This window comes from Thauera sp., from assembly GCF_034003485.1.
Lineage (GTDB): Bacteria > Pseudomonadota > Gammaproteobacteria > Burkholderiales > Rhodocyclaceae > Thauera.
Genome location: NZ_JAVEYL010000042.1, coordinates 1 through 16,651 on the forward strand (window position 1 = coordinate 1; position 16,651 = coordinate 16,651).

The following is a 16,651-nucleotide window of genomic DNA, read 5'->3' on the forward strand; positions in this document are numbered from 1 at the left end:
GACGATGCGGATATTGAGCTCGACCTCTCCCGCATGCGAAGGCGGACTCGCAATAGAGAAGGCCCGACTACCGATACCGCCAGGCAGTTCGAGATTCACGTACTGCCCGGCTTGGAAGCGTATGCCCTCGGGATCATCGAGCTTCACCCACACGCCCTTGATCGTCGGCGTCAGTGGCTCAATACGGCTCACGACACCCTCGAAATCCCGGACTGGCAGGTTCTCGGCATCGGGGTCCTCTTCGATCTCCGCTTCGATGACGAGATCACTCTCGGCCCGTGCGCAACACGCCAGGCATTTGCCTTCGTCACGCTCGAAATCCATCAGCGCGAAGGTGGAGGCCTCACCGTGATCGACCTCGCCATCCGCTACCTGAACCTTGCAGGTCGCACACAGGCCGTGACAGCAGGCATGCGGCAGATAGATACCTGCACGCAGCGCCGCATCGAGAATCGTCTGTCCTTCCTCGATCTCGATGGTCTGCCCTAACGGCTCGATGGTCAGTTCGTAGCTCATCCCCACTCCTCACGCAGCGTGCAGCAGCGAATTGAGCCCAGGCGTGTGGAAGCGGACCTGATCCTTGTGACCAATGCCGTTTTCGGCAAGGCTTTTTCCGAAGTCCGGGTTGAAAGGCTTGTTGTCCTTCATCCATTCGACCTTATGCCAATCCACAGCGGCGCTGTCGGGGTCGGGCTGAACGAGCGCTTTCAGCGGCCCATCCACCATTTCGCCGAACAGCATGTCGCGCGGCAGGCACATCATGAAGGGCGAAGCAAAAAGAAGATGCCGATCCCAGCTCACATAAACGATCTGTTTTCCACCGAAGTGTTCGACGCTATCTCGGGGCACGCCGATGTATTCCTTGAGTGCACTCACGGCCATGATTGAGTCTCCTTATGTGTTGGAAGCACGTGCCCCATCCGAGGCACGCGCATTGTCGTCAGGTGTCGATCAGAGGTTCGAGGTGGCGAGGTTGCGCCATTCGTTGAAATGCTTCTGATCCTGCGAACCGTCGTAATCCCCGTTGTCCAGACCGTCACGCAGGCTGACCCAGTTCATCCATGCCCCGACATCACCGCCGAATTCCCTGAACAGCGCCGGCATCGGCAGCCATGCCTGGATATATTTCTCGGGCTCGTTCTCGAAGATGTCCTTGCAGCCATCTGAGCAGAACTGGTACTTCTCGCCCTTGTAGACCGTCTCACGATGGCAGGTCATCGTCGGATCGTCGGGCTCGGTGAATACACTCGGCAACTGGCAGCACTGGCAAAGCCTCGCCAAGCCAAAGTTCTTGAATGGCGTCCCGGCAGCCTTCAGCTTCTTGATGTGCTCCCAGCGCGGGCGGTAGTACTTGTCGAACGTGTTCGGATACTTCGCCGACAGCCAGGCCATGTCTTCGTCAGACGGAATCCAGCTGTGGAAAGCGGTACCGAAGCTCCACTGGTACAGACCCAACATCAGTTGGTGCGACATATGGTCGATCGCTTTCTCGGCCTCGTCCCAGCCCTTGGGCGGACGGATGCCATAGCGCGCCAAGTCGCGGAACAGTGCGCCGCCGTTCTCGACGCCGTAGATCTCCCAAGCCTCGCGCCACGACATCACACGCTTGGGCAGCATGTAGTCCATCATCGTGCTGACCAGCCCCAACACACGGAAACCGCGCCAGAACCATTTGTCGATCCAGGCCTGCACGATCGGCAGGTTGTCCGGATCCTGCTCGAGCATGAACTTGATGCACTCCAGACCCAAGGTCATGTGGCGCGCTTCGTCCGATTGGGCCGAGAAGCCGAACGTCACGGTCGCCATATCGCCGTTGTAGGCGGCGCCGGACATGAAGGGCACGAACAGCAGGTTGGTCAGCACGTACTCGAACGAGAAACCGATCGCGATCATGAACTCGAACGGTCCAGCCGACATTGCGTCATCGAAGAACGAGCGTGCAACCGACGTATACCAGATGCGGTCACGCGTATCCGCGAACGCATGGAAACCGTCGTAGTAGCGGTTGTAGTTCGACATCGCGTGAATCTGCGTCTGCGCATGCCGGATTTCGTCGATCGACTGCATCTGGCAAGCCACCTGTGTGCCGACACCCGGGAACTCGCGGCCGGTGCGTGCGAAGCCTTTGTGGGCAGCGTACTCGCCCGGGCTGATGGCCTGCAGGAAGATCTTCAGTGCCGACAGATAGCGCGCATCGGTCAGGTTCAGGTGGCCGTTGTTCTGAGCATGGGCGTCGATGATGGCGTAGAACTTGCGCTCCTTCTCGGCCTGGTACTTCCAGTAGGCATCCATCGTCAGGCGGAACGGATCTTCCCATTTGTCCCAGTCATGAACCTTGATGCCCTCGTATTTCACGTAGGGGAAGATTGCGTCCTTCGACTGGTACGTGGGCTCCCAGCCGAGGTCGCGCGTCAGGGCGCGATAGCGCTCCTTCATGCCCAGTTTCTTCTTGGCGACTTTCATGTCCATGATGTTCTCCTCGCTCAGCTGTTCCAGGTCAGGGTCAGCGTGTCTTCGTCTTCATCCACGTTGCCCGAAAGGGTGATCAGGTTGATCTGCAGTTCCTGCAGGTCGAATGCGCGCCCCAATTGCTCCTCGATGGTCTCGCGGCGGATGACGAGATGATCCGGCGCATCGATCTTGACCATCGCCGGCTGCCGATTGACGACGGCCTTGGGGTTATCGATCTCGATCGCTTCGATGATCGGGCGGGTTTCTTCGTTGGCCTGCAAAGCAATGAATACGGTCGACATCGCGCTTCCTCAGAGACTGATTCCGGTTTTCTGAACACGTGCCTTGAAGGCCGTGATCTGCTCAGCCACGGCTTCGTCGGCCTCCTTACCCAGGACGATCTCCGTAACGGGAACCAGCGCGGAGGCGGCACGATCACTCCAGTGCGCGACCCACCCCTGTAGCACTTCCCGGTTGTGGTCGGACTCGGCTGCCATGGTCTTCAGCACGGCATCCACCCATTTGCGCGTCTCGTCGAACCACTCGGCCATGAACTGGGTCAGCATTGCCACCGCGCTTGCCCCCTTGACCGACAGGTAGTCATCAACGATGCGCTCGTAGACCAGCGGATAGAGCAGGCCATCAAGGGCGACGTTTTGTGCCACGAACAGCTCGACCGGGTCGCGCACGACCATCGTGTCCTCGACGTACCGGCGCAGCGGTTGCCAGGCTGCTTCTTCCAGCCAGTCCTTCTTGCCCGCCTCGAGCGCCTCGACATCGCCCAACAGCATGCCAAGGCGCGACAGGTACTGTGCGATCCCCAGGTTGTCCATGGCGTGGTAGATGCACGGCTGCGTGAACACCGCGCCGAAGCCGTAGCCGCAGATCAGGGTGTTGTTCTGGTTCGCACCCCAGGCGGCGTGGCGCAGAGGTACGAGCAGCCGCAACGCCGCCTCACGCAACTCGGGCGCCATCATGTCGGCCAGGCCGCGCGACTCGACGAAGGCGAAATTCGCCTCGGTCGTGTCCTGCTGGCGGGCCCGCGCCAGGGTGTAGGTGCTGTAGTAGAACTGGCGCGGATCCTTCAGCACGTACCAGTCCTGCATCACCACCTTGGTGATCGCGGCATCGTAGAGCTTCTGCTCCGGATCCCAGGTCGGCAGGTAGTGCAGGTTTTCGGAAGCCTGAATGTCATAGCTCCCCTCCTGGTAGCGCGATGCCGGCTTGTCACCGAAGCGGCGTACCAGGTGGTCGAAGGCATTGCGCTGCGGCTGGATGCTGACGGTACGAAGATCGATCTGCATGCGTGTCTCTCCTGTGTTGCCTCCCCCGGGAGGCATCTCGTTGCTGTTTATCTGAAGCGCGTGTGGGTGGCGTCCGCGAGCCGCCAATCGAAATCGTCGGGCGTCTTTTCGTGCGCCTCCCCTTCGCCGGGCGGCAGCAGCTCCACGTCGTTGGTCGCGCAGAACTCTTCGAAGGCCTCTTTGCTCAGGATCATTTCCGCGAACAGTTCAGGCTCACCAATTGCGAAGTCGAACTCGACGAAGCCGTTAGGTCGCTCGCCAGTCACGCGTACGAAGCGCCGCGCGGTATCGAATTCCGGTGTCGAAGCGCCGGGTTTCTCGATTTCAGCCATGCCCACCCCCGCTCAGGTCACGACGGTAAGGAAGGTCTCGTGCAACTTGCGCTGCGGGTAATCGAGACCCTGGCCGAAGTTGTCGAAGGTCCAGGTGAGCGTCTCGTAGTCCGGATAGGGCTGGTAACCGCCCATGAAGGTCTCGAAGCGATTGCCGGACGGGTCCCACGCGTAGATCGTGCAACCACGGGTGACGCCGTGACGGGTGGGACCGATATCGACCGGCACATTGTTCATCGACATGATGTCTCCGGCCCGCAGCACCTGCTCCCAGCTTTCCATCAGGAAGGAACAGTGATGCAGCTTGCCTTTCTCCGGGTACTCGGCGAAGGCTATGTCGTGCACCTTGTGTGAGCAGGACAGCCAGATCGCGGCATTTCCCTGGCCGTCGGGCGTCAGCACGCGCTCGACCAGGTAGAAGCCCAGCACCTCGGTGAAGATCTTCTGGACCTCGGCGACGTTCGGGCCATAGAGCAGCGCATGGTCGAGGCGGACCGGACCGATGCCATGCTCGCGCTGCAAGGACCAGGGGGCCGGATTGACGAGGCTGATGCCGTTACCGACCGCCGTCTTCTCCGCGTAGAGCTCGATCAGGTGGCCGGAGGGCAGCTCGAAGCGCACGCGCTCGCCGGTCTCCAGCAACTCACCCGCAGGGATGCGCTCGGTCTTGAGCCCATAGGCCTTCAGGTCGGCGTCAAGCTTGTCCAGCGTGGCGCGGTCGAGCACGCGGAATCCAAAGAAGTCGATGCCTGCCGAGTCTGCCTGGCGAATCACATAGCTGTTGTGATCGCGCTCATCCCAGCACTTGAAGTAGACCCGCCCCTGCGCATCACGGCCAGTTTCGACCAGGCCAAGGACGTCACGGTAGAACTTGACGCTCTCTTCGAGATCCAGCACGCGAACCTGCGCGTGTCCGGGCCGCAACACTCCAGTCATTGCCATTGAGTTGTCTCCTGTTTCGACGATGAAAGACGATTGAGCGAACCGTACATAAACGTCACGCATCAACCCTGCTTATTGCTCTTTCACTTCTACTTATGCAGGCAATGTGCCAGCTCAAACAACTCGCTGTTTTATTTGATGTTTATCAGAAACCCGGAGTCGATCCCGTGAAGCGCAACCTGACGTTTACGTCCGGACCCTGGTGTCACCTGACGAAAACGTCACGGTGCAGCGCAACACACCGAATCATCGGGACCGAGGCCGCGCACGATCTTCAGCGCCCAAAACACAGATGGCCGCGAATCACGCGGCCATCTGTATTTGAATGAACACCCGAGAACGGTATGACTCAGCGACCTCGCAGCCCTCCATCCCCCTCGAACTGCTTCAGTCGATAGGCCAGCTGACGGCGGGTGATACCAAGCAGACGGGCTGCGTGCGTCAGGTTGCCACCGGAGCGCTTGACTGCGAGATTCAGCAGCCTCGCCTCATGGGCCTCAAGGTCCAGCCCTTCGCCGAGAAGCATTTCACAGAGCCGGTCTTGATCGGCCTTGACGGCATCCCCCACCACGCCCTCGCGGTCTACCTCAGCGCCACCATCCACCAGCCCCGGGGCGCCACCGGCAAACAGGTGATCCACCTCGATCTGCCCCCCCGAAGGCGCAAGCAGCACGCCGCGCTCGACCAGGTTCTCTAGCTCGCGGATGTTTCCTGGCCATTCGTAAGACATCAACGCCTGCATGGCACGGTCCGTCAGCCCGTCCAGGGTCTTGTGGTAACGAGGCGCGTACTTCTCGAGCATTGACGCAACAAGCAGCGGAATGTCGGCCTTCCTGTCGCGTAGCGGTGGAATGGTCACCGGATAGGTCGCGAGACGGTAGTAGAGGTCTGATCGAAAGCGTCCTTCCGCAATCGCCTGCTGGAGATTCACGTTGGTGGCGGCGACAAGCCGCACATTCACCTTTCGCGTTCTCTCGTCGCCGAGGCGTTCGAGCTCGCCCGTCTGCAACACGCGCAACAGCTTCACTTGCGCAGCAAGCGACAATTCGCCGAGTTCGTCGAGGAACAGTGTCCCTCCATCCGCACGCTCGAATCGACCGGGGCGTGACTGCTGGGCACCGGTATAGGCACCTTTCTGGACGCCAAACAGCTCGGATTCGATCAGATCATGGGGTATGGCTGCGCAGTTGACCGCTATGAACGGCTGTTCGCGGCGATCACTGTTCTCATGCAGCCAGCGCGCAAAGACTTCCTTGCCAACCCCTGTCTCGCCGAGCAACAAGACGTTGATCGGGCTGCTCGCCGCTTTGGACAACAGATCGAAGGCCGCACGAAAACCCGCGGAAGTGCCGACCAGCCGACCGGGCTCATGCCGTTCGCGCAACTGGCCTCGCAGTTCGACCAGTTCAGCCTCCATCTCCTGCAACTTCCAGTCGAGGTTTTCCGGCTTGAAATGTTGCAGGTACGGATCCTCCCCCCAAGCCTCCGCCGGCTTGCCAACGATGACGCACTTTGGATCGCCCTTGCAGACGCATTGCGTCTCGCGAAAGACGATGAGGCGCTTGAAGAAACGTGTGGTGTAGCCAGACGCGTAGCCGACCAGGCTCCAGCACGCTGCATCGTGCCCCCCACCGAACTGCTGCATGTGAGACTCCGCTTCCCAGGAGCCTTCCCATACCACCTCGCCGAAGAAGCTTCCGGCCTCCCAGTCGATATCGGCCTGCGTGATCTCCGCCTTGACGAGCCCTTCGAACGCATGGAGTTCCGGCCCGATGCGGAACACATCATAGTTATCGCCAGCCCCGTAAAGCTTCGAAGCCAGTTCTGCATCCTGTTGCCCGGACATGAAGCCCATCCTCAGCAACAATCCTTGCGCACGCCGGGGACCGAGTGAATCGAACAGCTCCTTGCGCAAGGCGCCCATCGCCCTTGCGTGCAAGAGCAACATTCGATTTTCGTCCAGCCAGATCTGGCCCTTCTCTATGTTGAAACGTAACCTCGAGCGCAGGTTGAAATGCTCGATGAGTCGTTGCTCAGACATGTCTTCGCTCCACTGCCGACTGATAGTCACGCTCCTTCACCCTTCAGGGCGAGAAACGCGGGTCGGTCTGTATCCTGTGGCCATCCGGTGCAGCCACGCTGAACGAGCGACGTTACTTGACTATCGTTCCGCTGGGTAGCCGGGGAACGCCTTCGGAGCACCCGCCGAGCCCGAGCCACTTCACCCGTTTCACCCGCGACGCGGCCAGCTTTGTCAGCGCCTCTCTGCTCGCATGTTCATCAGGCGCGAGAACATCCTCCGGAAGGCTTCGTCCTCCTCCGTGCCCCTGCCCACCTCTGCATTTGAGCGGAAAGCTCTTTCGATCTCGTTCCAATCCTCTTCATGCAGATGTTCCACCGCCAGGGGAAGCACCAACTTTTCCTCGGCATTGAGATGGTTCCACTGCCCATCGACGAATCTGTCTATTGCGTCGCCGAATTGCTGCAGCGTCTCACCCGCGATGCTGCGCCCCTGAAGCCCGGCAGCCTCTGCCTCAAGCGCAGCGAGCAGCCGCCCGCCTTCTTCGTGCTCGTTCTCGAGCCCGGCAATGACGTCTTCCGAGTCCGGGTGCCGTTGCCTCAGTCTCGCGAAGAGGTACTCCTCTTCCTTGGGATGATGAAGCCGTTCCGGAAAGGCACGCAGGTAGTGCAGCATGGACTCAATCAGGACGAAATCAACGTTGTCCCCGCCACGCGCCCTCGAAGCCTGCTCGCGCAGACCGCTGCAGATTGCGGCGATGGCCCGGTGCTCGTCCCTGATGATCCCGACGGCAGCGTCCGCCGACGAACTCCCGACGTTCGCCTCCACCGTCGCCACCAGCACTGGCAATGTCGCATGCGCCAACACTTTCTGTGTTTGCGAACCGATCATCAGCGCCTTGAGGCCACGGCGACCGTGCGAAGCCATGAAGATCAGATCGCAACCCCGTTCGGCAGCGACCTCGAGGATCTGCTCATGGGGACGGGACCCCGTTCGCGCCACACCCACACATTCCACCTTGGCCTCGCCTGCGGCCGCGAGCGCCTTCGCCAGAATCGCATTCGCCTCCCCCAGGGCGGCCTCGGCGAACGACTCCGGCGACAGCGTGCGCGCGAGCGCGCCCTCGCCGGTGGAGCCATAATCCTCGCGCATGCTGAAGAATGTGATTCTGGCCCCCAGCGACTCGGCGAAACGAACGGACTGCGTCACGAGATGGGTTCCGAGTTCAGACCCATCAATTGGTACCAAAAGATGCTGATACATGTGCTGTTTCCTTCTCTTCAGACCGCAATCACTTTCTTGGGCCGGAGCAGGAAATGCCCCAAAGCCGGCAACAGGATCAACGCCCCCAGCATGTTCCACACGAACATGAACGCCAGCAGGATGCCCATGTCGGCCTGGAACTTGATCGGCGACCACACCCAGGTGGCGACCGCAAGGCCCAGCGTGATGCCGGTGAGCACGACCACCTTGCCGGTGAAGATCAGCGCCTTGTAGTAGGCCTCCGAGAGACTCATGCCTTCCTTCAGCCGCGCCAGCGTCACCGTCATGACGTAGAGCGCGTAGTCGACCCCGATGCCGACGCCGAGCGCGATGACCGGCAGCGTCGCCACCTTGACGCCGATGTTGAGCCACACCATCAGGGCCTCGCACAGCACCGAGGTGATCATCAGCGGCACCACCGCGCAGACCACCGCCTGCCACGAGCGGAAGGTGATGAACGCGAGCACGATCACCGCCGCGTACACCAGGAACAGCATCTGCACGTTGGCCTTACGCACGACGATGTTGGTCGCCGCCTCGATGCCCGCGTTGCCGGCCGCGTTGAGGAAACGGATCTGATCCGAACCGTACTGGGCCGCAAAGTCCTCGGTGACCTTCACCACGCTGGCCAGGGTGTCGGCCTTGTGATCCTTGAGGTAGGCATACACCGTCAGCAGGTCGCAGTTCTGGTTGAACATCTCCCGCGGCGCACGGGTGATGATGGCGTTGAGCATGTCCTGCGAACGCGGAATTTCGAGCCACTTCAGGCTGCCCTCGTTCATGCCGGCGTTGGCCACCTTGGCCAACCCGGCCAGCGAGCTGGTCGCTTCGACACCGGGCAGTTGCAGCAGCGCGCGCTCCAGCGCATCGACCGCCATCAGCGTGTCGTACTGGCCGCAGGCATACTGGGGCGTCTTCACCATCACGATGTAGACATCGCTGCTCGCCGCGTAGTTGGCGGTCATGAAGGCGTTGTCGCGGTTGTAGCGCGAGTCGGCGCGCAACTCCGGCGCCCCCGGATCGGTATCGCCGATCTTGAGCTGGAAGCTCACCGCCAGCCCGACCGCGCCCATCACCAGACCGGCCGCGACCGCGATCGTCGCCCACTTGCGCTGGGTGAAGAGGTCGAGGAAAGCCCAGAAGGGATGCTTGCGGTGCTGAGCGTCATTGGCCTCCATCAGCTCGGCCTTCAGGCTGCGGGTCGCCGCGACCGGGCTGACCCCGGTATAGGAGAGCAGGATCGGCAGCAGCACGAGGTTGGTGAAGATCAGCACCGCAACGCCGATGCTCGCCGTCACCGCCAGATCCTGGATCACCTGGATGTCGATCACCATCAGCACCGCGAAGCCCACTGCATCGGCCAGCAGCGCGGTCATACCGGCCAGGAACAGCCGGCGGAAGGTGTAGCGCGCGGCGACGAGGCGATGGGTGCCGCGGCCGATGTCCTGCATGATGCCGTTCATCTTCTGCGCGCCGTGACTCATGCCGATGGCGAACACCAGGAAGGGGACCAGCACCGAGTACGGGTCCAGTTCGTAGCCCAGCGTCGGCAGCAGGCCCAGCAGCCACACCACCGCGACAACCGAGCACGCCACGACCAGGAAAGTGCTGCGCAGGCAGCGGGTGTACCAGTACAGCACCGCCGTACAGATCACGATCGCTACGGCGAAGAACATCATGACCTGCCGCAGGCCCTCGATCAGATCGCCGACGACCTTGGCAAAGCCGGTGACGTGGATCTTGATTGAATCCGATTCGTACTTCGCCCGCAGTTGCTCGATGCGCTGCGACAGCGCATGGTAGTCGATGCGCTCGCCGGTCTCGGCGATGCGGTCCTGCAAGGGGACGAAGATGATGCTCGATTGGTAGTTGGCCGCGACCAGCTGCCCGATTTCGCCCGAACGTTCGACGTTGATACGGACCTGCTCCAGGCTCTCCGGCGACTTGTCGTAGTCGTCCGGAATGACGGGACCGCCATCCAGCCCATCCTCGGTCACCCCGGTCCAGCGTACTGCCGGCGCCCACAGCGACTTCATGTAGGGGCGATCGACCTCCGGCATCAGGAACAGCTCATCGCTGAGCTGGCGCACTGTCTCCAGGTAATCCGCGCTGAAGATGTCGCCGTTCCTGGTCTCGACCGCGATGCGCAGGCTGTTGCCCATGCCGGCGAGCTGGCTGCGGTTCTCGAGATAATTGACGATGTACGGATGACTCGTCGGGATCATCTTCTCGAACGCGGCATTGAGCCGCAGTCCCATCGCCTGATAGGCCAGCACGACGGTAACCAGCAGGCACACGGCCACGACGATGAAACGATTGTTGAAGAGCAGCTGTTCCGGAAGGGAACCCGATCGATGATCGAAGTCTGCGATGTCGGCGATGACCGCTTCGGTCGGAAGAGTGTGTGCAACAGCCATTATCTTGATTCCGCAACAAATTGAGCCGGCTCTACACGCGTCAGTCCACGCACGCCAGACAGCACCACGGCCTTGTCACTCCCCTGCGCCAGACCTGTCAGTCCGGTCGGGAAGCTGCCGTCGACGGGCTTGAAACTGCGCCCCGCATCGGTGCTTCGCATCAACCGCCCACTCTCATCGGCCAGGACGATCGAGCGATCGACCAGTATCTTGCCGCTGGTCACCGTCACCGGCTGACCGAGTTCGATCTGTTCCCAGTTGGCACCCAGGTCGGCGCTGCGCCACACGTTGCCCCGCAGTCCATAGGCGAGCAACGTTTCACCGTCGATCACCAGCACGCCGAAAAAAGTACCCGGATACGGCGTCTCGAGCTCAACGAAGCCTTGGCCGCCATCTTCCGAGCGGAACAGCGCGCCCTGCTCGCCCGCAATCAGGACATCGGCGTCGCGCTGCTGGATGGAGTACAGATGCACGCCACGCGGGTTCGGGATGCGCCCCATCAGGGACTGCCAGGTTTCACCCCCGTCCTCGGTCATCAGTGCGATGCCATAGGCACCCACGGCAAAGCCACGCCGCGCATCAACGAAGCGCACACCCAGGAAAGGCTTGTCGGGGCCTTCTTCGACAAAACGCTGCGCGTCGCGCAAGGCGCGGCTCAGTGACGCATCGCCCGCGGCCGTGCGTGCCTGCACGTCGTCGAGGATGAGTTGCGCCGCCCGGCGGCCGTCCATCTGCAACTGCCAGGTCTCGCCACCGTCGCGAGTGCGCAGGATCACGCCGCTGTGACCTACCGCCCAGCCCTCGGTCTGCGTCACGAAGTGCACATCGGTCAACGCCACGCTCACCGGCACCGACTTCGCCTGCCGCCAGGCACGACCACCATCATCAGACAGCAGCACGATCCCGCGCACGCCAACGCCGACCAGACGCTCTCCCGCCACGGCGACACTGAGTTGGGGCGAGATCTGCGCCCGTAGATCCACGACCGCTGGCGCATCGAGCAAATCGGGCAGTACCTGCCGCTGCGCTGCGAAAACCTTCGCGGCCGAAGAGACTGCGAGAAGGGCGAATGCGACCGCCGCGACACGCCTGCGGTCCTTGAGCCTGATCACCATGATGCCTATCCGTTAGCCCACCCCGGCGTGCGGTGTTTCCACCGCGCACCGGGGTGAAGAATCCAAAGAGAGGAGAATTTGCCGATCGGCCCGGCATCTCCATGCAGGGCCGTGGCAAGAGGCGCTGAAGCGATCAGCGGGCTGCGTCGGCGGCGACCGCGTCACCGGTGAAGAAGGTTTCCGGCTTCGGCTGCATGACCTTGAAGTCCTCGTCATTGAGGGCCTGGATCACACTCATGGTGCCGGCTTGCAGGTTGAAAACCGTTGCGGTCTTCATCAGCGTCGCAGGAATCTTCGGCACAACGAACGGCGTGACCTGAGTGGTACGCCAGAGCTTGCCCTCAGCGTCGTAGCCGTCCATGAGCGCGATCAGCCAGGTGTCCTCATCAAGGTAGTAGCGACGCTTCGGCACGGCATGGCGCTTGCCTGCAGCGACCGTGGCCTCGACTACCCAGACGCGATGCTTTTCCCAGCGGACCTGGTCCGGATTCAGATGGTGCTTGGAAAGTGCGTCACTCAGCTTGGCACCGACGAAACCGTTGTTGTTGTAGGGAATGAGCATTTCCTGCTTGCCCACCAGTTTCCATTCGAAGCGGTCAAGCTGACCGAAGAACCCCTGCACCTCGTCGAAATAGTTTGCCCCCGAGGCCACGAAGTCCGGCGTGTCGTAGGAAACGGTAGGCGCGCGACGCACGCGCCGCTGCCCCACCAGATACTGCCAGGCCGCACGGGCGTTCTTCTGGTCGATGCTGTCGCGGATGACGAGCGACTCACCGGCCTTGAACGGCGGCTCAAGGGTATTGAAGCGGAACATCGAGTACTCGCCCGACCACTTCTCGACCGTCGCATCTTCATAGTACGGCGGGTACTGGAAGGTGATCTCGTTGCGCGTGGCCAAGGTATGCGAGCCATCCGCGTTGCCAACGATGTTCTTGAATCGATACTCGATCGACGGCGCCTCGACGCGCAGCAGGAAGTTCCACATCACCTCGACGCCTTCCTTGGGAATCGGGAAGGGAATGCCGCCAATGCAGTTCTCGAGCGAATAGCCGCCATCCTTGGTGTTGCAGCGGGTGGCATTCAGCGCCGTGTTGTCATACACGCGCTGCGGCGCTGCCGCAGTGCGATGCGTGGGATAGACGTCAAGCCGGAAGCTATCCGGATACTTCTGCAGCAACGCCTTCGTACCTTCCGACAGCAGGGCGTCGTGCTCTGCCATATTCTTCGCGGTCACCTGGAAGACCGGCTTCTCACTGGCGAAGATCTCGCCGGGAATATCGCCAACCGACTTGCCTGCCGCAAAGGGCTTGGTGATGCCGCCATCCCAGGCGGGAATGCTGCCGTCCTTGTTGCCGGCCTTCTCGGCGCCCAGCGGCGTCAGGGAACTCTTCAGCTTGGCGGCCTCCTCGGCCGTCACCGCAGCGCTCGCGCCCTGCGCCATCACCAGTCCAGCGGCCATCGCCGCCCACAGAATGTTTTGCTTGATCATCATTCGTCTCCGGAAGTTCTCGTTATGCAGAATCAGAACGTGCGCTGGATCGACAGCGAAATGAAGTCGCGATCGCGGTGGAAGTTGTCGTAGGAAAGCTCGGGAACCGCCGTGTTGTAACGGATGACCGAACCCCCCGAACCGAAGTAACGGGTGTAGTTCAGTCCCGCCTGCCAGGTCTTCTGATAGTCGGCCTTGACGCCGATGCTGAAGTTGCCGCCCTTCTCCGACGGGAAGAGGACACCATTCACCGACGAACGACCGCTCAGGCCATATGCGAGGCCGATCGGGACCTGCAGGTCCAGGCCCGGCGCCACCTGGAAGTACTCCGGGGTAAACACGAACTGGATCGCGCTGGCGTCGCGCGTCGCGAGCGGGTCCAGCTGATCGGCGTTGTCCGTCACCTTCAGGCGGCGGTTATAGGCAAACTCGCCGATGAAGCTCGCGCCATCCCACAGCGCGCTGCCGCCCATCACACTGATTGCCGACAGGTTCAGGTGCATCGTGCGGCCCCTGGGAAAGGCGGCGTTGTCGTCACCATCGGCCGTGGTATTGCCCGGCAGGATCATCGTGATCCCGCTACCGACCAGCGGCATGTTGTCGCGGAACGAGAGCTCGCCGGCAACGTTGGTTTCCCCGACCAGGGTGCTGAAGCTGGCGCCGACGGTGCGGATGTTTTCCGCATACACCATGACGTAGTCGCCAACACTGCCCGGCTTCACGTTGACGCCCGGACGCACGTAGAACTGCGGCATCTTGTCGTGGAACTGGGCGGCATAGAAGCCGTACTCGGAGTCACCCGCCTTGAAGCGGATCTGAACCCCGCCCTGCCCCGAGTCCTTGGCTTCAATATCGTCGCCACGAAACACTTCGACGCCCGGCCCGAGGATGAGTCGCTCACCGCCGTCATCCACGAAGTCGGCAAAGCTGAAATAGCTGCCGGCGGCCGGCAGCCGCGACTTGCGCCACTCCGCCTGGTAGTAGGCACCCACCGTAACGTCCGGGTTGATCTGCAGCGTCGCCGAAACCTGTCCGACCGGACGCGCAACCTCCTTGAACTGCGAGTTCGGCACCGACAGGGCGCGTGCCAGATCGAGCGGCGTCTGAGCACCCGCGATGCCGTTCGAGCCAAAGAACAGGCTCTCGCCATAAAGCTGGGTGAAACGACCGGCCTTGAGGTTGAGGTTCATGCCGCCGGGCGCGAAGCTGCCATACACAAACGCGTCGAGGAATTCCGCCTTGCGCCCATGCAGCTTCTCGGTGGCACGTGTGAACTCATCGTACGGACGCGAGCGCTGGTTCAGCAATGCACCGCCAAGGGCGCCCGGATTGTCATTCGACTCGTTGTAGACCTGGTCGTACCAGGCGGCACCGCTGACGCGAAAACCGTAATTGCGCTTGAAGCGGAAATCGAACTCCGAGAGCAGGTCGATCCGGTTGGATACCAGGCCGCGTCCGAAATTAAGGTCGCCGTCGTTGGTATTGGCCTGCGGGCCAATCGAATTGTCGGCAACATCGGAATCCACACCACGCACGCGCCAGCTTGCGCTGTACTTGACCGTGTTGTCCCACGACATCCTGATGTCTGAATTGCCGGTGTCGATCTGGAATGCCATCGCCGTCCCGGAAACGGCCAAGCCGGCACATGCGCTGATGACGGCGCGGCAGAGCTTGGTTTGGCGAATCCTGGTCGGGCAGCGCGGCAGCGTCTCGTGTTCCATGCCTTCCTCCTCTATCTGGTTTTGGAATCCCGATTCCATGTGGAGCTTGCCGGGATAGCGCAAACCTTATAGAGCGTCCGGAATGCAGTCCAATACCGATTTATGGACCCATCAATACCTTTAAAGTATGCTTACAACCCGTCTCAAGTTCCCGGAGGCACGGATGGATTTGCGTCATCTCAAGTACTTCATCGCCGTCGCTGAAGAGCAGAACATCGGCCGCGCCGCGACACGGCTCCACATCTCGCAGCCGCCGTTGACACGCCAGATCCAGCAATTGGAGGATGAACTCGGGGTACGCCTGCTGACGCGGACGCCACGCGGTGTCGAGTTGACTCAGGCGGGTACGCTTTTCCTGGAAGAGGCGCGCAACATCCGCTCGATCGTGGAGCAGGCTACTGAACGTACGCAACGCGCGGGACAAGGAAAACTCGGACGTCTCGACGTCGGCATCTTCGGCACCGCGATTCTCGACGCGATCCCCAAGCTGCTACTCGCCTTTCGGCGGGCCTATCCCGAAGTGAAGATCGTGCTGCACACGATGAATAAGGGCGAGCAGATAGAGGCCCTTCGTCAGCGGCGGATCACGGTCGGTTTCAACCGCATGGTGGCACCGTTGCCGGATATCGAGACCAAGCTGGTCGCAACGGAGAATCTGCTGCTTGCGGTCAGCCACGCACATCCGCTTGCAGCGCAGAGCTCGGTGAGCTTCCGAGATCTCAGCGAGCATCCTCTGGTACTGTTTCCGACCGGAGCACGCCCGAACTTCATCGACAAGGTCATGACGCTCTGCCACGACGCGGGCTTCGAGCCGCAAATCTCACATGAGGTCGGCGACGCAATTACGGGCGTGGCGCTCGCAGCCGGCGGTTTCGGCGCGTGTCTCGTGCCAGAGTCAGCCACATCGCTTGCACTGCCCGGCGTCGTTTACAAACCGCTAACGGAGCTTCCGCCCAATTCGAGGGTCGACCTCAGCTGCATATACAGAAGAGATGATCGCGCCCCGATTCTGGAAGCTTTCCTCGGTGTCGTTGACCACGTTCGCGAGAACCTCTTGGGTCACCCCTGAAGGCGAAGCACCGAATGAGTTTGGTCGACTAGCGCCCCAGGTCCTTCGCCGACACACCACCAATTCCCCAATTCGCCTTCGGCACTTCCGTCACGATCACACGTACGGTTTGCTGCGGCGCATCGAGCGCTTCGACCAGCGCCTGGGTGACCTTTTCGATCACGGCCCGTTTCTGTTCTTCGGTACGGCCTTCGAGAATTTGAATCTGCGCAAGCGGCATTGCTTTCTCCCGGAGTGAAGTCGGGGCGCCAGTGGGCGCCCCGGAGGGGTCTATCTACTTGAAACGGACGGACACCGAGCCGAGGTCCTGCACCCGCAGCGTGACGTCGTCGCCGGGCTGCACGGCCACCGCCTCGGTGATGCCGCCCGACAGGATCAGCGTGCCGGCCGGGATCTCCTCACCGCGCTCGCCCAGCATGTTGGCCAGCATGGCGATGGCTGCCGCCGGGTGCCCCAGCACCGCGGCACCGGCGCCGAAGGCCACCGGCTCGCCGTTCTTCTCCAGCACGATGCCGGTGGTGCGCAGGT

Annotated in this window: 16 protein-coding genes; 1 reads left to right on the top strand and 15 read right to left on the bottom strand. The window is 61.6% G+C overall.

Annotated elements, in window-relative coordinates; genetic code table 11:
- The 13 genes from RBT54_RS16505 to RBT54_RS16565 form a co-directional block, all read right to left on the bottom strand.
- The coding region (locus RBT54_RS16505) for a 2Fe-2S iron-sulfur cluster-binding protein (RefSeq protein WP_320368139.1) at positions 1 to 516 on the bottom strand (516 nt) is incomplete at its 3' end.
- Positions 517 to 525: 9 nt separating this feature from the next.
- On the bottom strand, positions 526 to 882 hold the full coding sequence (locus RBT54_RS16510) for a phenol hydroxylase subunit P4 (RefSeq protein ID WP_320368140.1): 357 nt from the start codon (positions 880 to 882) through the stop codon (positions 526 to 528).
- A 69-nt stretch (positions 883 to 951) separates the two neighbouring features.
- On the bottom strand, positions 952 to 2,469 hold the full coding sequence (locus RBT54_RS16515; RefSeq protein WP_320368141.1) for a YHS domain-containing protein: 1,518 nt from the start codon (positions 2,467 to 2,469) through the stop codon (positions 952 to 954).
- Positions 2,470 to 2,483: 14 nt separating this feature from the next.
- Positions 2,484 to 2,753, bottom strand: a complete 270-nt coding sequence (locus RBT54_RS16520) for an MmoB/DmpM family protein (RefSeq protein ID WP_320368142.1) — start codon at positions 2,751 to 2,753, stop codon at positions 2,484 to 2,486.
- 9 nt (positions 2,754 to 2,762) lie between these two features.
- A complete protein-coding gene (locus RBT54_RS16525) occupies positions 2,763 to 3,755 on the bottom strand; it encodes an aromatic/alkene monooxygenase hydroxylase subunit beta (RefSeq protein ID WP_320368143.1) in 993 nt (330 codons plus the stop codon).
- A 47-nt stretch (positions 3,756 to 3,802) separates the two neighbouring features.
- Positions 3,803 to 4,087: a phenol hydroxylase subunit gene (locus RBT54_RS16530; RefSeq protein WP_320368144.1), complete on the bottom strand. Its 285-nt coding sequence runs from the start codon at positions 4,085 to 4,087 to the stop codon at positions 3,803 to 3,805.
- A gap of 12 nt (positions 4,088 to 4,099) precedes the next feature.
- On the bottom strand, positions 4,100 to 5,029 hold the full coding sequence (locus RBT54_RS16535) for a catechol 2,3-dioxygenase (protein ID WP_320368145.1): 930 nt from the start codon (positions 5,027 to 5,029) through the stop codon (positions 4,100 to 4,102).
- A gap of 349 nt (positions 5,030 to 5,378) precedes the next feature.
- Entirely contained in the window at positions 5,379 to 7,070 is a 1,692-nt protein-coding gene (locus RBT54_RS16540) for a sigma 54-interacting transcriptional regulator (protein WP_320368146.1), read from the bottom strand.
- A gap of 213 nt (positions 7,071 to 7,283) precedes the next feature.
- The gene (locus tag RBT54_RS16545) at positions 7,284 to 8,312 is read right to left on the bottom strand and encodes a universal stress protein (RefSeq protein WP_320368147.1); all 1,029 of its coding nucleotides are present in this window, start codon (positions 8,310 to 8,312) and stop codon (positions 7,284 to 7,286) included.
- A 17-nt stretch (positions 8,313 to 8,329) separates the two neighbouring features.
- Positions 8,330 to 10,729 carry an efflux RND transporter permease subunit gene (locus RBT54_RS16550; RefSeq protein WP_320368148.1) on the bottom strand — a complete coding sequence of 800 codons (2,400 nt, stop codon included), beginning with the start codon at positions 10,727 to 10,729 and terminating at the stop codon, positions 8,330 to 8,332.
- The gene (locus RBT54_RS16555) at positions 10,729 to 11,844 is read right to left on the bottom strand and encodes a WD40/YVTN/BNR-like repeat-containing protein (protein WP_320368149.1); all 1,116 of its coding nucleotides are present in this window, start codon (positions 11,842 to 11,844) and stop codon (positions 10,729 to 10,731) included. The genes RBT54_RS16550 and RBT54_RS16555 overlap by 1 nt, the downstream gene beginning before the upstream one ends.
- Positions 11,845 to 11,977: 133 nt before the next feature.
- Positions 11,978 to 13,333 carry a DUF1329 domain-containing protein gene (locus RBT54_RS16560; protein WP_320368152.1) on the bottom strand — a complete coding sequence of 452 codons (1,356 nt, stop codon included), beginning with the start codon at positions 13,331 to 13,333 and terminating at the stop codon, positions 11,978 to 11,980.
- A 32-nt stretch (positions 13,334 to 13,365) separates the two neighbouring features.
- Complete coding sequence (locus tag RBT54_RS16565; RefSeq protein WP_320368153.1) at positions 13,366 to 15,054, bottom strand: DUF1302 domain-containing protein; 1,689 nt, start codon at positions 15,052 to 15,054, stop codon at positions 13,366 to 13,368.
- 163 nt (positions 15,055 to 15,217) lie between these two features.
- Here RBT54_RS16565 and RBT54_RS16570 point away from each other — a divergent pair, with 163 nt between their 5' ends.
- Positions 15,218 to 16,123 (top strand): LysR substrate-binding domain-containing protein, encoded by a 906-nt coding sequence (locus tag RBT54_RS16570; RefSeq protein ID WP_320368150.1) that lies wholly within the window; start codon positions 15,218 to 15,220, stop codon positions 16,121 to 16,123.
- Positions 16,124 to 16,151: 28 nt separating this feature from the next.
- Here the strand turns inward: RBT54_RS16570 and RBT54_RS16575 are convergent, their stop codons facing one another.
- Together RBT54_RS16575 and RBT54_RS16580 are read right to left on the bottom strand one after the other, a co-directional pair.
- Positions 16,152 to 16,343, bottom strand: coding sequence for a 4-oxalocrotonate tautomerase (locus RBT54_RS16575; RefSeq protein WP_320368151.1), 192 nt, complete (start codon positions 16,341 to 16,343; stop codon positions 16,152 to 16,154).
- Between the two features lie 54 nt (positions 16,344 to 16,397).
- On the bottom strand, positions 16,398 to 16,651 hold a 254-nt coding region (locus RBT54_RS16580; RefSeq protein WP_413788466.1), incomplete at its 5' end, for a fumarylacetoacetate hydrolase family protein.

What these genes read in the sequence shown, in the direction of transcription:
- RBT54_RS16510 (WP_320368140.1), bottom strand. Translation starts at nt 882, where the DNA reads ATGGCCGTGAGTGCACTCAAGGAATACATCGGCGTGCCCCGAGATAGC.
- RBT54_RS16515 (WP_320368141.1), bottom strand. Translation starts at nt 2,469, where the DNA reads ATGGACATGAAAGTCGCCAAGAAGAAACTGGGCATGAAGGAGCGCTAT.
- RBT54_RS16520 (WP_320368142.1), bottom strand. Translation starts at nt 2,753, where the DNA reads ATGTCGACCGTATTCATTGCTTTGCAGGCCAACGAAGAAACCCGCCCG.
- RBT54_RS16525 (WP_320368143.1), bottom strand. Translation starts at nt 3,755, where the DNA reads ATGCAGATCGATCTTCGTACCGTCAGCATCCAGCCGCAGCGCAATGCC.
- RBT54_RS16530 (WP_320368144.1), bottom strand. Translation starts at nt 4,087, where the DNA reads ATGGCTGAAATCGAGAAACCCGGCGCTTCGACACCGGAATTCGATACC.
- RBT54_RS16535 (WP_320368145.1), bottom strand. Translation starts at nt 5,029, where the DNA reads ATGGCAATGACTGGAGTGTTGCGGCCCGGACACGCGCAGGTTCGCGTG.
- RBT54_RS16540 (WP_320368146.1), bottom strand. Translation starts at nt 7,070, where the DNA reads ATGTCTGAGCAACGACTCATCGAGCATTTCAACCTGCGCTCGAGGTTA.
- RBT54_RS16545 (WP_320368147.1), bottom strand. Translation starts at nt 8,312, where the DNA reads ATGTATCAGCATCTTTTGGTACCAATTGATGGGTCTGAACTCGGAACC.
- RBT54_RS16550 (WP_320368148.1), bottom strand. Translation starts at nt 10,729, where the DNA reads ATGGCTGTTGCACACACTCTTCCGACCGAAGCGGTCATCGCCGACATC.
- RBT54_RS16555 (WP_320368149.1), bottom strand. Translation starts at nt 11,844, where the DNA reads ATGGTGATCAGGCTCAAGGACCGCAGGCGTGTCGCGGCGGTCGCATTC.
- RBT54_RS16560 (WP_320368152.1), bottom strand. Translation starts at nt 13,333, where the DNA reads ATGATCAAGCAAAACATTCTGTGGGCGGCGATGGCCGCTGGACTGGTG.
- RBT54_RS16565 (WP_320368153.1), bottom strand. Translation starts at nt 15,054, where the DNA reads ATGGAACACGAGACGCTGCCGCGCTGCCCGACCAGGATTCGCCAAACC.
- RBT54_RS16570 (WP_320368150.1), top strand. Translation starts at nt 15,218, where the DNA reads ATGGATTTGCGTCATCTCAAGTACTTCATCGCCGTCGCTGAAGAGCAG.
- RBT54_RS16575 (WP_320368151.1), bottom strand. Translation starts at nt 16,343, where the DNA reads ATGCCGCTTGCGCAGATTCAAATTCTCGAAGGCCGTACCGAAGAACAG.